Annotated in this window: 15 protein-coding genes; 6 read left to right on the forward strand and 9 right to left on the reverse strand. The window is 62.9% G+C overall.

Annotated features, from left to right (window positions below; genetic code table 11):
• Positions 1 to 17 precede the first annotated feature (17 nt).
• Positions 18 to 452 carry a cupin domain-containing protein gene (locus tag CAL12_RS02120; protein WP_086062970.1) on the reverse strand — a complete coding sequence of 145 codons (435 nt, stop codon included), beginning with the start codon at positions 450 to 452 and terminating at the stop codon, positions 18 to 20.
• 36 nt (positions 453 to 488) lie between these two features.
• Between CAL12_RS02120 and CAL12_RS02125 the strand changes: the two genes are divergently transcribed.
• Positions 489 to 959: a MarR family winged helix-turn-helix transcriptional regulator gene (locus CAL12_RS02125; RefSeq protein WP_157792860.1), complete on the forward strand. Its 471-nt coding sequence runs from the start codon at positions 489 to 491 to the stop codon at positions 957 to 959.
• Positions 960 to 1,014: 55 nt separating this feature from the next.
• On the opposite strand, the gene CAL12_RS02130 is transcribed toward CAL12_RS02125, so the two are convergent.
• The 5 genes from CAL12_RS02130 to CAL12_RS02150 form a co-directional block, all read right to left on the reverse strand.
• A complete protein-coding gene (locus tag CAL12_RS02130) occupies positions 1,015 to 2,508 on the reverse strand; it encodes a DASS family sodium-coupled anion symporter (RefSeq protein WP_086062972.1) in 1,494 nt (497 codons plus the stop codon).
• Positions 2,509 to 2,595: 87 nt separating this feature from the next.
• Positions 2,596 to 3,696 (reverse strand): M14 family metallopeptidase, encoded by a 1,101-nt coding sequence (locus tag CAL12_RS02135; protein ID WP_086062973.1) that lies wholly within the window; start codon positions 3,694 to 3,696, stop codon positions 2,596 to 2,598.
• The gene (locus CAL12_RS02140; RefSeq protein WP_086062974.1) at positions 3,696 to 5,045 is read right to left on the reverse strand and encodes an MFS transporter; all 1,350 of its coding nucleotides are present in this window, start codon (positions 5,043 to 5,045) and stop codon (positions 3,696 to 3,698) included. The genes CAL12_RS02135 and CAL12_RS02140 overlap by 1 nt, the downstream gene beginning before the upstream one ends.
• Positions 5,046 to 5,139: 94 nt before the next feature.
• Positions 5,140 to 6,036, reverse strand: coding sequence for a LysR family transcriptional regulator (locus tag CAL12_RS02145; RefSeq protein ID WP_086062975.1), 897 nt, complete (start codon positions 6,034 to 6,036; stop codon positions 5,140 to 5,142).
• Positions 6,037 to 6,082: 46 nt separating this feature from the next.
• Positions 6,083 to 6,712: a YitT family protein gene (locus CAL12_RS02150; RefSeq protein ID WP_086062976.1), complete on the reverse strand. Its 630-nt coding sequence runs from the start codon at positions 6,710 to 6,712 to the stop codon at positions 6,083 to 6,085.
• 306 nt (positions 6,713 to 7,018) lie between these two features.
• On the opposite strand from CAL12_RS02150, the gene CAL12_RS02155 reads away from it, so the two are divergent.
• The 3 genes from CAL12_RS02155 (at position 7,019) to CAL12_RS02165 (ending at position 9,424) form a co-directional block, all read left to right on the forward strand.
• Positions 7,019 to 7,564, forward strand: coding sequence for an RNA polymerase sigma factor (locus CAL12_RS02155; protein ID WP_086062977.1), 546 nt, complete (start codon positions 7,019 to 7,021; stop codon positions 7,562 to 7,564).
• The gene (locus tag CAL12_RS02160; RefSeq protein ID WP_086062978.1) at positions 7,561 to 8,241 is read left to right on the forward strand and encodes an anti-sigma factor; all 681 of its coding nucleotides are present in this window, start codon (positions 7,561 to 7,563) and stop codon (positions 8,239 to 8,241) included. Before CAL12_RS02155 ends, CAL12_RS02160 begins: the two co-directional genes overlap by 4 nt.
• Before the next feature lie 370 nt (positions 8,242 to 8,611).
• Positions 8,612 to 9,424, forward strand: coding sequence for an alpha/beta hydrolase (locus tag CAL12_RS02165; protein ID WP_232464675.1), 813 nt, complete (start codon positions 8,612 to 8,614; stop codon positions 9,422 to 9,424).
• 6 nt (positions 9,425 to 9,430) lie between these two features.
• Here the strand turns inward: CAL12_RS02165 and CAL12_RS02170 are convergent, their stop codons facing one another.
• From CAL12_RS02170 to CAL12_RS02180, 3 genes are read right to left on the reverse strand one after another with little or no spacing between them, the layout of a single operon-like run.
• Positions 9,431 to 10,429: an alpha/beta fold hydrolase gene (locus CAL12_RS02170; RefSeq protein WP_086062980.1), complete on the reverse strand. Its 999-nt coding sequence runs from the start codon at positions 10,427 to 10,429 to the stop codon at positions 9,431 to 9,433.
• On the reverse strand, positions 10,429 to 11,667 hold the full coding sequence (locus tag CAL12_RS02175; protein WP_420042746.1) for an ABC transporter substrate-binding protein: 1,239 nt from the start codon (positions 11,665 to 11,667) through the stop codon (positions 10,429 to 10,431). The genes CAL12_RS02170 and CAL12_RS02175 overlap by 1 nt, the downstream gene beginning before the upstream one ends.
• Before the next feature lie 25 nt (positions 11,668 to 11,692).
• A complete protein-coding gene (locus CAL12_RS02180) occupies positions 11,693 to 12,481 on the reverse strand; it encodes an SDR family NAD(P)-dependent oxidoreductase (RefSeq protein ID WP_086062981.1) in 789 nt (262 codons plus the stop codon).
• Positions 12,482 to 13,316: 835 nt separating this feature from the next.
• Here CAL12_RS02180 and hxsA2 point away from each other — a divergent pair.
• Entirely contained in the window at positions 13,317 to 13,604 is a 288-nt protein-coding gene (hxsA2, locus tag CAL12_RS28375) for a His-Xaa-Ser repeat protein HxsA2 (protein WP_086062982.1), read from the forward strand.
• A gap of 103 nt (positions 13,605 to 13,707) precedes the next feature.
• The gene (gene hxsD, locus CAL12_RS02190) at positions 13,708 to 14,043 is read left to right on the forward strand and encodes a His-Xaa-Ser system protein HxsD (protein WP_157792861.1); all 336 of its coding nucleotides are present in this window, start codon (positions 13,708 to 13,710) and stop codon (positions 14,041 to 14,043) included.
• The last annotated feature ends 8 nt before the right edge of the window (positions 14,044 to 14,051 follow it).

Genomic DNA, 14,051 nt, shown 5'->3' on the forward strand with positions numbered 1-14,051 from the left:
TGGCCCCCGCGTCGCTTTCAGGCGCTCAACTCCAGCCCATGACGTTTCATCACCGACTTCAGCATGTCGATATCCGGCGGACCGCCGGCGCCCAGCACACCGGCCACTTCACGGAAGTAATCGGGACCGATGTTGGCGGGCGAGAACACCACCAGCGCTCGGGCGGGAACATCGCCGGGATTGGAGAAATGATGGACGCTGCCGCGTGGCGAGAAGCAATGGTCGCCCACGTTCAAGACCTGGACGCGGTCATCGACGCGGTAGGTCAATGATCCTTCCAGGATGTGGATGGTTTCGTCGACATCGACGTGTCGATGCGGCGGCGGGACCTTGGCCTGAGGTTGCACGATCATTTCCGCCATCGCCATATGGCCCGTGGTGTCTCGACCATCGACCAGGAAGCGCATCGATAAAGAGCCTATGGTGATCAGTTCGCGTTGCGCGGTATCCATGTCGGTCGTCCTCTGTGGTAAAGTCACTTTACCGATATGGCTGCCAACCGTCAATCCCCCTCTGCCCGGCGCTTCGCTGGCGATCCTGATCCCGATGACCCGCTCATCGGCGCGCGGTTGCGCTATTGCCTGACCCTGGTGGAGCAGCGGCTGAGCAGCGCGCTGGCCGAATCGGGCTACGCCGATATACAGATTGCGCACTTCAAAGTGTTCCGCTTTCCGCCGCCCGAGAACACCCGTCCGATAGACCTCGCGCAACGCGCGGGCATGTCCAAGCAGGCGATGAACTACCTGCTGCAGCAACTGGAAGAAATGGGCTACGTCCGTCGGATCAACGTAGCGGGGGCGCCGTCGCGCGTCGTTTCCCTGACCGAGAAGGGCTGGAAGGTTGCGGAAATCCAGCGCGCCACCGTGCACGCGATCGAAGACGAATGGGCGCGACGCATCGGCAAGCAGCGCTTCCAGGGGTTTTATGACGTGCTGAAGGAACTGAGCGACGCCTTGTAAGGGCGCCGCCGGCTCAGGCTGATCTGTCCGATGCGTTAATGTACCGGGAAGAGCCCTACATCCATCCCAGCCAGCGCCAGTACGTCATCCCGAACCCCAGCATCAGCACGTATCCGATGACGGTGATGGCGATACCCACCTTGGCGAATTGCCTGGCGGTGAATGTTTCCGTACCCAGGCACACCATATTCTGCGGCGCGTTGATCGGCAGGATGAAACCGTAGCTGACGACGAAGCCGAGCAGCATCGTCATTCCCAGCCGATTGAAGTCGCCTGGCAAGGTCGCCAGGACGGAAATCAAGATCGGCAGCATGGCCGAAGTCAGCGCGGTGGCGCTGGCGAAGCCCAGGTGGATGACGATAAGGAAAGCGGCCAGGATCGCGAAAATCCCCAGCGGGCCGACGTCCGCAAGGCCCGTATGCGCCACCACCAGCGCCCCCAGCCATTGGCCGGCACGCGTCGTCAGCAGCGCGGTCCCCAGGCTGATGCCGACTCCGAACACGATGACCGTGCCCCATGGGATGCGTGATTGGACGTCTTTCCATGTCATCACCCCGATGCGGGGCAACAGCAGCAGCACCAGGCCGAAATAGGTGGTGGACGTGGTGTCGAAGCTGTGGAGCCTGCCTTCCGTGGCCCAGGACAGCAGCAGCAGGACGGAGACGGTCAGCAGGCGCTTCTGGGGCCCGGTCATCGGGCCCAGTTCCCGCAGCGATTCTTCGACCGCTTCCTTGCCGCCGGCAATATCGTCGCGTTCCGGGGGCAACATCTTCAGCACCAGGAAGATCAATATCGCGGACATGATGATGGCCCACGGCGCGCCCGCGATCAGCCAGTCGGACCAGGCCACCCGCGCATGCAGCATCTTCTCCATAAAGCCTATCGTCAACAGGTTCTGGGCCGCCGCGGTCTGGATACCGACGTTCCAGATGCTGGTCGCCTGCGCCACGATGATCATGATGCCGGCGGCGATATTGGAGCGCTTGTCGACGCCGAATGCCGCGATCACGCCCATCATGATCGGCACGACCGCCGCGCTGCGGGCCGTGGCGCTCGGCACGACGAGGCTAAGGACGATGGTGACCGCGATGCTGCCGACCAGGATGCGCCGCGTGCTGGTGCCGACCTTCGACAGTGTCACCAGCGCGATCCGCCGGTCGAGGCCGGTGTAGGTCATGGCGGCGGCGATGAAGAGCGCGCCGGCCACCAGGGCCAACGCCGAATTGGCGAAGCCGGTCAACGCCATGCTGATCGCCGCCGACGTGCCGTAATGCGCGGTGGGATTGCCGACGACGGGCGCCGTACCCAGGAGAAAGGCCATCAGGGTGGTGATCATGATGGCGCTGGCCTCATAGGAAACGGCTTCCGTCACCCAGACCACCACCGCGAATACCAGAATGGCCAGCATGCGATGGCCCGCCACCGGCAAATCAGCCGGCAGGGGCAGCAGCAGCACGACCACCAGCGCCGCGAATCCCGCCATCAGCCCCATGGGCAGTTTGTTTTTCGGCGCGGGCGCGGACGGTTCCGTGGCGCCTGTAGAGGTCATCTCGTACTCCGGTAGGCTGGACTGCCTCGGTTTTAAACCGGGTACGGATGACATTTCAATCGGAACCGAAGGCTTCGATGATATCGATCAAGAAAATTGCGTGCCCAGACCTAGCAGGCTTTGCGTAAGTACCGTCCTGAACTGGCCGACGACCATTCCGTACCAATCGTCTTCCGCGACAAAGAAGCTCCGCTTGAGTTCGTCGCGCACCTTATTGCGCAGGGCGGAATTCTCCGGCTCCTGGCTCATGTAGCACCAGTGGTCCGCCCGTATCGCCTCCAGCATGCGCATCAACGGCACCGTACCGAACTCCAGCGCGATCGTCGCACCTTTTGCGCGGGGACATTCCTCGTTCAATGCCCGCAGCATCGGCCCGTCGATTTCGAACATGACCGAGTCGTTGCGAACCGGCGATATGACGTCCGCTCCCCACCACGCGCTCGCGAACGGGAACTCCTCATTTCGGCCGATGAACACCTTTTCGCAGTTTCCTCTCGGTCCGAGTCCCGTATGAAGGTCGATCCAGGCAACCTGCCGCGCCACGCCCGCGCGCCTGCGAAGGAACTCGCGGATGACCGAATTCGACCAGCTCGCGGAAGTGCCGCCAAAGAAAAGGCCCTTCGGATCATCGTATTGGCCCCTGAAGAGAATCTGGCCGTAGCCATCTTCCCCGAGCGCGGCAATGCGGCCTGCCAGGCGAGCGGCGTGCTCTTCATCCGCCGGCCAGGTTGGCGGAAGCAGGACGTCGGCGAGCGCCCGATAATCCTTGTTCTCCGGCAGCCCGCCATCGAATCGCAGGAAGTTTCGATTCAGGTCGATATTGTCTTCATTGACCCGACGGCCATATGAAAAACCATGCGGATTCACGGCATGGATGATGGCAATCGCGACGCCGAGCTCCTGCGCGCGAGCCAGTAACGCGTCATCCTGCAACAAGGCGATCTGGCACCCGGATCCGCAGTAGCCTTCGACCCCGTGTATGCCGGATGTCACGATCAGCAGCTTAGCTGCGTCTTCGGGGCCCGCCCAGACGATGTCGGTGGCCAGCGTCTCGCCGTGCAGGCCTTTTTTCGCCGGCAAGACATGTTCGGTATGGGCCAGGCCGTGTTGACGTACGGCGTTCAGGAATTTTTCTCTTGCCTCCTGATAGCTGGCCGAAAAACAGTTCGGGATATTCACGTCGGCCATCAGGCTCTCCCCAGCGCGTCGTTGCCGGGCAAGCCGCCCGTGGAATGGCTGGACTCAGCCTCGTCGAGCTTGCCGCCGGTGCGGTCGTCGATCCAGAACATGACGAGCGACGAGATCAGCGTGATCGCCAGCAGATACCAGGCCGGGGCGAACATGTTGCCCGACGCATGGACGAGCCAGGTGAGGACAAAGGGCGAGAACCCACTGAAGACGGCGACGACGGTGCTGTAGACCACCGACAGGCCGGTCGCGCGGACATGGCGGGGAAACATCTCGGTCAACATGACCAGCAGCGCTGGAAATTGCGTGGTCAGGAACACGCTGAGTACGGCGACCGAGACATACAACTTCGTCGCGGACGGCTCGGCGACCAGCCACATGAATGCGGGAAACAGCAGCGCCACCAGGCACAGGCGCGACCATAGGATCATGGGCTTTCTCCCCCATCGATCGGCAAGCCGGCCCGACAGCGGGGCGAAGATGAAATTGACGATGCCGAAGACCACGCCTGCCCAGACTCCCACCTGTACGGGCAGCTTCAATTCCCGGGCCGCGTATGTCGGAAGATAAAAGGCGATGACATAAATGCCGACTGTGCAGGAGACGAACAGCAGGCTGGCCTGGATCAACTCACGCCAATGACTGGCAAACACGATGCGCATCTTGCCGCGTCGTTCGGTCCGGTCGGCCCCGGCGTCGTCTTCCGCATGGGTTTCGTGCAGCTGACGGCGGATGTACATGCCGATCGGCGCGATAGCCATGCCCAACACGAAAGGCACCCGCCAACCCCAGCTATCGAGCGCGTCCGCCGACAGATACGAAATGACCGAGCTGGCGACGATGGCCCCGAACATGACGCCGAGGCCTTGGCTGGCGACCTGCCAACTCGCCATATAGGCCCGGTCATTGCGTCCCGCGTACTCGACGAGGAAAGTGGTGGACGCGCCGACTTCTCCGCCGGCCGAAAAGCCCTGTATCAGCCTGGCCGCGACGATGACGAGCGGCGCGAATACCCCGGCTTGCGCGGGCGTTGGTGAAAACGCCAGCATCGCGCAGCCCAAGGCCATCAGGGTGATCGTCAACCCCATGGCTTTCTTGCGGCCATGCCTGTCCGCATAATTGCCGATCAGGATGCCGCCCAGCGGCCTTGCCACGAATCCCACGCCAAATCCGGCGATGGCGAGCAGGATCTGCGCATAAGGACTCAGCGTCGGAAAGAAAATACGCCCGATGGCGCTCGTCATGAATCCGTAGACCGTGAAATCGTAGAATTCCAGGGCGTTGCCTACGGTTATCGCTGCTATCGCTCGCCGTTTGCCCAGTGGCGTGACTGTCGTCGTCTGGTCCATTTTTTCCCCAAGGAACTTCGTTTTTTGGGCATGCTAGACCTTGATGGGGCAGGCGAGAAGACAAGCACATGTTGGAAGCGATAAGCAACGCCTCTCACCCCTGAAGGCGGTTGGCGTAGTACCGCAGGCAGTCGAGAAAGTTCTGGGCTGCCGGTGTCAGGACGGCGTTTTTTCTCGACACGACGCACACTTCCAGGGGCGCCAACGCTTGCTGGAGAGGCAGTTCGACCAGCCCGTAATGGGAAAACTCGGTCGCCACCATCGTTTTGACAAAAACGCCGATGAGGTCGGAGCGTCCCACCAGTCGCAGGCCCATCGCGGTGGATGTACACGTCACGATGCGACTGGGAGGCTGGATATCGCTGTCGGCGAAGAGCTGATGGAGTATCGTCGGCCCGGTCTCGTTGTCGTACGGCAAGAGCCATTCGGCTGCGCCGAGATCCGCGCCCTCGAAAGACTCGAGGATAGGGTGTCCGACGCGGACCGCGGCAATCATCGACGTTCTGTAGAGAACGCTCACGTCCCAGTCAGGCAATGTGCCGGGCAGCACTTGCGAGACCATGAACTCTATTTCGCCGCTCATGAGCCTGGGCAACGAGAACGGAATCGAGGCTTCGTTCAGCTTCACCTCGACGTGCGGATAGCTGTTCCTGAAAAGCGTGAAGGCCGGGGGAAGTACGTCCAGGGCGGCGGCGGTTGAAATTGCGATGGAAACCACGCCCTTGGAACCGTCGCGTATCTGGTCCAGCTCGCTGCCGGCCCGTTCTATGTCGAAGCAGATAACCCTCGCGCGCTTTTCGAGTGCCTCGCCGAAGATCGTCGGTATGACGCCAGCGACGCCACGTTGAAACAGCGGCACGCCCAGGCTTGTCTCCAGCTCCCTGGTCGCCTGGGTGACGGCAGGTTGGGTCAGATTGAGCGCGCGAGCAGCGCCCCTGACGCTGCGGTGATCGAATACGGCCAGGAAAGCGCGGAGCTGATGGATTTTCACGTTTTGCCTTCACAGTGACGCGCCCGCCCGGTCCCCGGCCTCCAGGCTAGCCTCTGTAGCGTCCCGGCTTGTGCCAGGCGATCAGCATCGCGTTCATCGCGAACGTGCCGAGGGCGGACCAGAGTATCTTGGCCAGGGGAAGATAGGCCGCCGCCACGCAGAACAGGGCCAGGTCGAAGGCCAGTTGGACCTTGCCGGCATTGATACCGGAGCGCCGCTGCACCCACAAGGTCAACGCGCTGGTACCGCCCATGGACGCATTGTGCCGCGCCAGGCAAAGGATGCCCATGCCCAGGAAAGTCCCGCCAGCGATGGCCGCGAAGGCGTTGCTGATGCCGGAAACGTCCAGGGAGCGGCTGATGGCGCTCACGCCCACCCCTATTGCCAGGCTGACCAGGGCGGTCTTGAGCCCGAATGTCCTGCCCATGGCACGGAAGGAGAACAGGATGAAAGGGATGTTGATCAGGGGAACGAGAGGCGCTGGCGCGTAGCCCGTCACGAAGGAGCCCAAAAGGGCCATGCCCGCGATGCCGCCTGTGATCAGGCCGCCCCGGGCGAGCAGCGAGACGCCCATGGCGGCGAACAGGATGCCGATGAAAAGCCCATACGCATCGTCGAAGGCGTTATGCGACGGCGCTGCCTGCGCCTGCAAAGGGTGCTGGTCGGGGTAAGACATGGAAGATTCCCGGAGGGTAAGGGGAAAGGGTTCCCGACGGCGAGCCATGGGCTTTTGACTGAGGCGCACCACCGGAATCAGTCTTATATATTGCCCTGCAGCAATGGCGCAAGCGATTACCCGCGCGGCTTCTGCGCCAGGGGGCCAACGCGATCAAGCCGCGCTGTCATCCAAACGCACGGTTGGCGAGGCGGGCGGGCTGTATGCCCCGCTGGTATATCATCGCCAGAAGCCATTCCCCAATGAGCCCATCGCCGGATTGCCGTTGCCGGCGCTCGTGCTTGCAGCCCGCCCCGCCGGAGCGATATGTCCGATTCTCGACGTCTCGACGATCTACTCGCGGATTGCGCGCGTGGCAGTGAAACGGCCCTGGCCGAACTGTATCGCCTGACATCTCCGCATCTGTTCGCGTTCGCCTCGCGTATATTGCGCAGGAAGGATTGGGCCGAGGAGGTGCTGCAGGAGTGCTACCTGGCCATCTGGCAGAACGCCGCCCGCTTCTCGGCCGAACATAGCCATGCCATGACGTGGATGACGCGGATCGTGCGCAACCGCTGCATCGACCAACTGCGCCGGCCTGGGCTGGAGCGCCCCGATCCGGATGGCGAGCTTGTCGACGCCTGGGCCGACGATGCCGCCGGACCGCTGGGCCGGCTGCAGGACGCGCAGGACAGCCGGCGACTTGCCGAATGCATGAAGCAGCTGGATGCCAAGCAGCGCATGGCCATTGCAATGTCGTTCTTCGACGATCTTAGCCACGGCGAGATCGCGAAGCGCCTGGAGTCGCCGCTGGGAACCATCAAGAGCTGGGTGCGCCGCGGCATGGAGCGCCTGAAGAGGTGCCTGTCATGAATTATCAGGGTGAGGAAATACGCCATCGGCTGGCCGCGGACTATGTGTCCGGCGGCATGCGCGGCGGCGCGCGCCGCCGCTTCGAGGCGCTGGTCGCCGCCGACGCCGGCTGGCGCCGCATCCTGCGGGATTGGGAAAACGAGATCTATCCCCTGGCCTGGTCGCTCAAGCCCGTGGTGCCGCCCGCACGGGTATGGCGGGCCATCCGGACGCGGATCCGGGGCCGTCAGCCGGCGAGTTCATGGGGGTGGAGCGGTTTGTACTCGTGGCGTCTATTAAGCGCCGCGCTGGCGCTCGTCCTGGTCGCGGGCGTCGCCCTGTATCCCCTGCAGGTGAACCGGTCGGCGCGCGCGCAGCTGCTTGCGGTACTGCAGTCGCCGCAGACGCAGGCCATGCTTGTGGTGCGTGCCGATCCCTCGGGCGTGCTGCACGTGCGGACGTTGGGCGATCTGCGGGCGCTTGCGGGCGACAGGGTGCTTGAGCTGTGGGCCCTGCCGCCGGGCGGCCAGCCGCAATCGCTCGGTCTGGTGGCCCCCGGGGGCCTGACCTCGCTGCCGGCGCCAGGGGGGCTGCGGAATGTGCCCAAGCTGGCCGTGTCGCTGGAGCCGCCCGGAGGCGCGCCCAACGGCCAGCCGACCGGCCCCATCATCATGACGGGCGACGTCGTTCCCATCTGATTTCGCCATCCGACCGGCCCTGGGCTCCGCGCCGCCGTCCGTTCACGCGCGATGCGGTGCTCATCCTTAATTTTTTTCGCGTCCGGCGCATCCAGCGCCGCGCCGCGTCCGTATCTCAGTAGGCATGGCTTGCCGCGGGAGCGTGCTGCCGCCCGCAATCCACCGGTTCCGCCCCTCTGTATCGCATGCAGGGCGGAGGCTGCTGGAACGCGACACGGGCAGCTGAACCGTGGCCGAGCCTGCCCGCCTGTCGTGGTTTGCATGGAGAGGGTGGATGTCGCACTGCGGCCAGTATTGGCGTGGTTATGTTCGAAGATTGAGGACCGTGCTGGCCTGGCCCGCGCTTTTCGCGCTGGCGGCATGCTCACCCTTGAAGACACTGAACGCCTTCGTGCCGGAGGATGACGGCGTTCGCGTGTTTGCCGACGTGCAATACGGGACGGACCCGCGCCAGGCCATGGATGTGTATGTGCCTCGGGACGTTGCGGCGCCACCCGTGGTTGTCTTCTTCTACGGCGGAAGCTGGTCCGGCGGATCGCGCGCCCAGTACAGGTTCGTCGGCGACGCCCTGGCCACGCGCGGCATGCTTGCAGTGGTGGCCGACTACCGCGTCTATCCCCAGGTCACCTATCCAGCCTTTGTGGAAGACGCGGCTGCCGCGGTCGCATGGACCCTGCGCAACATCTCCACCTACGGCGGCGACCCGCGCCGTGTATTCCTGGCGGGACACAGCGCGGGCGCCTACAACGCAGCCATGGTGGCGTTGGATCCGCGCTGGCTGGGCAAGGCAGGAGCGACGCCCGCCATGCTGGCCGGCTGGATAGGCATTGCCGGGCCATACGACTTCCTGCCCATCGTCGACGAGGACATCAAGCCGATTTTCGATTTTCCGCATACGCCCCCGGATTCGCAGCCGCTGGCGCACGTATCGCCGTCGGCGCCCCCCACGCTACTGGTCGCGGGGACGTCGGATCGTGTGGTGGACCCGGTCCGCAATAGCGATCGGCTGGCGGACGCCCTGCGGGCGGCGCACGTGCCTGTGGTGCTGAAACGCTACACGCGGGCGGGACACGGATTGGCGGTCGGCGCCTTCGCGTGGTCTCTGCGCTGGACGGCGCCCGTGCTGGAGGACGTCACGGATTTCGTGAAGAGTACGCCGGCCAGCCAAAGGGCTGGTTCCTGACACGCCTCACACAGCGGCGTTCGAAGACCCGCCGGCCGTGCCGCCGGGACCGCAATAATCCTTGATCCAGCCGGACACCTCGGCGGCGATCTCGTCGCTATTGTCGTCCATCATCATCATGTGGGAGTTGCCGCGCACGCCCCGTTCCGCCAGCAGCCAACGGCTGACCTTCCCGCCGTGGCTGGCGAGCCGATCGCCATAGGCGTTACCCGCGGCCACCAGGTCGCGCCATAGCGGGGTTGCATCCAGGAAGTCCCCGTAGACGAACAGGAAAGGCTTGCCGTCCACGGCGACCGCGTCGACCTGCTCCGAAAAGCCGGACGGCTCGATGCCGATCACCGCGTGTACGTGCTGGGGACAACGCTGCAAGGCCCGCCAGGCCACCTCGCCGCCGTGGCTGTGCGCCACCACGATGCACGGTCCGACCCGCTCCAGCACCGCGCAGAAGGCGTCCAGCGCGATGTCGTTGTTGCCCAGCCAGCGTGGCACGGCATGCTGGATGAACGTTTCCATCGCCTGCGTCGGAAAGCGTTGCCCCGGGAACGGCTTGCGCTGCGCATAGTCGGCCGCGGCACCGAAGCGGAACAGGGACCACGATTCCTCCGCATTGCGGATGATCGGCGCCTCCGGCCATACGCTGGCGAACGGCACCCAGCCCGCGCGTCCCCGCTCGACGTTGTCGACCACGTAGACCGCATGTCCCACCCGCAGCAAAGCCTGCAGCCAGCCGGTGCGGCCGTCCGGCGTCTGTTCCCACATCGTGCCCGTCATGCCGCCGCCATGCAGCAGCACCAGCGGCAAGGGTTGGCTCAGTTGCGCGGGAATGAAGTACTGCACGTACGCATGTTCGATGTGATAGTGGCCATTGGGGTCGTAGGAGAGCGATGCGGTGCGTGTAAAAGCGATCGAGCGCACCGGCTCGCCCGTGACTTGCAGCGGCCGGCCGCCGGCATAAAAGCTGCCGAAGTCGCTCAGCGCGATCGTGGGTTTCCCGGTCGCCGCCATCACTTGCGAACCAGCGGACACTGGCTGTCGGCAAGCGGCCATGCCAGCGAGTCGCCGGGAATCCGCCGCACGACGTTGTAGAAGTCCCAGGGCTGCGTGGACTGGGCGGGGGGCTTGACCTGGGCCAGCAGCATGTCGCGCACGACAAGGCCGTCGTCCCGGATATGCGCGTTCATGCTGAAAGCGTCATCGATGGGCAGCTCCTTCATCTTGCGCATCACGGCGTCCGAATCGGTCGTGCCGGCAGCCTTGACGGCTTGCAGGTAGTGCCGGACCGAGCCATAGACGCCCGCCTGCAGGAAAGTCGGGGGATGTCCCACCCGCGCCTGGAACTTGGTGCTGAAGGCGCGCGTGCCGTCGTTCTGGTTCCAGTAGAACGGCATGGTCAGGTACGTTCCCTGCGCGGCCGGCAGGCCCAGGCTGTTGACGTCCGTGTCGAGCAGCAGCATGGCCGCCAGCTTCTGGCCGCCTTGCACGATGCCGAACTCCGCTGCCTGCTTGATCGCGCTGATGGTGTCTCCACCGGCGTTGGCCAATGCGACGACCTGCGCCCGCGATGATTGCGCCTGCAACAGGAACGAAGCGAAATCCGCAGCATTCAGCGGATGGTAGACGGTACCGACCACCTTGCCGCCATTGGCATTCACCACGCTGGCGGTATCGGCCGCCAGCTGTTTCCCGAAGGCGTAGTCGGACGCCAGGATGAACCAGCTCTTCAGGCCTTCCTGCACCACTGCGCTCGCGGTGCCGCGCGCCAGGGCGTAGGTCGTGTAGGTCCACTGCACCGTGTAGGGAGAACACTGGGCCTGGGTGACCGCCGTCGTGCCGGCGCTGGAAATCAGCAAGAGCTTTTTCTTCTGGGCCGCCAGCGCCTGGACGGCCAGCGCCACGGCGGAATTGGGCACGTCCACGATGACGTCCACACCCTGCGTGTCGTACCAGGTGCGGGCAATACTGCTGCCCACGTCCGGCTTGTGCTGATGGTCGGCGTAGACCAGGGCGACGGGTTTGCCGAGCAGCGTGCCGCCGGCTTCCTCGATGGCCATGCGCGCGGCCTCGACCGAGCCCTTGCCGGTGGCGTCGGCCGTGACGCCAGCCATATCCGTGAGCACGCCGATCTTGACGCCCTGGCTGTCATCCGCGCTGGCGGTGCCGACGCACAGCGTCGCGGCGGCCAGCGCGAGCGCGAGCGCGTGCCACAGTTTGCCGGGTTGTCCTTGTTTTCTCCCGATCTTCACGTTTGAGTCTCCTCCTGGTTATTTTCTAGAACGCGCTCCTGACGACGCCGCCATCGACGCGAAGCGCGGCGCCTGTCGTTGCCGATGCGGCAGGCGAGCAGACGTAGGCCACCATGTTCGCGACTTCCTCCGGGGTGATGAAGCGCTTCAACAGGGAACTGGGGCGCGCCTGTTCGAAGAATGTCTTCTGGAAGGATTCGAACGATGCACCGCCGGACAGTTTCTCGACGAACTCGCTGACGCCCTCCGATTTCGTGGGACCAGGCAGCACGGAATTGACGGTGACGCCGGTTCCGGCGCAAGACTCCGCCAAGCCGCGCGAAATCGCAAGTTGGGCCGTCTTGGTCATGCCGTAGTGGATCATCTCGACCGGGATCTGGATGCCGCTCTCGCTGCTGATGAAAACGATACGGCCCCAATCGCGCTGCTTCATGCCGGGAAGGTAGGCGCGACACAGACGAACGCCGGACATGACGTTCACGTCGTAGAAGCGTTGCCAGTCAGCGTCGGGGATCTCTTCAAACGGCTTGGGGTCGAAGATGCCCAGGTTATTCACCAGGATATCGACGTCGGGATGGTTGCTTACCAGTCGCGCGATGTCATCGGGATTGGAGAGGTCGCCGGCGAAGCCGGTGAGCTGGGCCGAGGGCGCATCCGCTTTCAGCCGGCCGATGGCGTCGGCCACCGAAGCCTCGGTGCGGCCATTGACGATGACGTGCGCGCCCTCGCGCGCCAGGGCCGTCGCGATCGCAAAACCAATACCCTTGGTCGACCCGCTGACCAGGGCACGTTTGTCGTTGAGTTGATAGTCCATGTCTGACCTCGGAAGAGTGTCGGCCTGGCTGGGCCGGGAAGTAGCGGCGACGTCATACGCTCGGGGATAGCCCAAGAATATCCGGCACCTTGGGCAGGGAGTGGAGCGAGTTCGGGCTATCCGTAGCGGCCAACCGCAAATTCAGATGGTAGCCGGACATGCAATATTTGCGGTCCGATCTTCAGTACAGAAGGCCGGAGACGCGGCGAGGCTGGGGGCATTGATAGTTCTGTGGAACTTCTGATAGTGCCCGAGACTGGTATCAAACCCACACGCGTTGCGGCACGTATCTACAGATCAGGATCTAGTCAGTTTTAAAAAGCGACCAGTACCAGCCTCTGTGTCTGCTCTGAACCGAATCTATATCTTGTCAGCGCAGCATTTTTTAGCCCATCTACAAAGGACGGCGCTATGCCCCGCCTCGTCGAAGGCTTCAGCGAGTGGGGCGGAGAGCTTTCCGCCTTCCGCTTAGTTGGATGCCTTCATTGGCCCCCACGCTCGGTCATGGACTTTTTTGAATATATAAATAAGCTTTTGATATTTTCGCTCGTCTTCGGCGCTTGTGTGGGAGTGCAAACTGCATTAATAGGAGTACGGACCAGGGGGGCGATTTATGTCGAGTTCAAGTTTTTGAATAATTACATCGAAGCGATGCAAGAATAATTCTTATTATCCAACAGCCTCTTTACTACTGCGCCGAAAGACCGAGGTTGCGGAGTTTTGGGGAATACCCCTGGGGATCCACACGAGTGCAATTAGATTGCTAAAGGTGACGAGGATACGTAGAATTTACATTGGGTTAAGCAAATAAAACGAAGTCAAAGAGGGATGCCAAATGAAGAAATTCGCGTTTCTAGTTCCAGTAGCGACTGCTGCTGCAGCACTCGGCGCTGACGTCTCGGCCAGCGTTCCCCCCCAGACTGCCACGCTCGACCAGCATGCGGAAAAGCTCGCACTCGATCGTTCAGCTTCGACCATCAGCGAGCTCACGTACGTCAAGGGCAATGAGCTGCATGCCCTAACAATGCGACGTTCAGAAGCCGGACAACTTTTCGCTCAGCACAGGTCGCATGCATCGCACAGCAGCCACAGCAGCCACCAGAGTCATCGCTCTGGGAGCTGATTAGCGAGAAAGCCAATAGCGCCCCGGCCATCCCGGGGCGTTTCCCTTTCTGGGTCCAATCTGACTCAGCGCTGTCGTGATGCGCTGGTTCTGGAGATAAACCTTGTCTCGTTCAATGAATCTCAAATTCGACAGCAGAGCCTTCTCGCTATTAGCCGTTCAAAAAGCCTGTCATCGATTTTCCAACGTCGCTTCCTTCGAGGTAGCAATCGAGGAGTCCCCCAGCGCCACAACGATTTCCGTCAGTGTCAGTCCATTGGTCGAGAAATCGGCCGAGGGACTGACATATCTTGAGCGACGGCTTCGGAATGAAGTGTTGGATCAGCAACTGCGCGAGCAGATCCGATCTCAAACCGAAGGTGTGCGCAATCTCATTCTGTCGCACGCCTTTTCCAAGACTGGCCTTATCGCCGGCGCGGACACGCCAGCTTCGTTGTGAGGTTATGG

Origin of the sequence: Bordetella genomosp. 8 (assembly GCF_002119685.1) — a bacterium.
In the GTDB taxonomy this organism is placed as follows: domain Bacteria; phylum Pseudomonadota; class Gammaproteobacteria; order Burkholderiales; family Burkholderiaceae_B; genus Bordetella_C.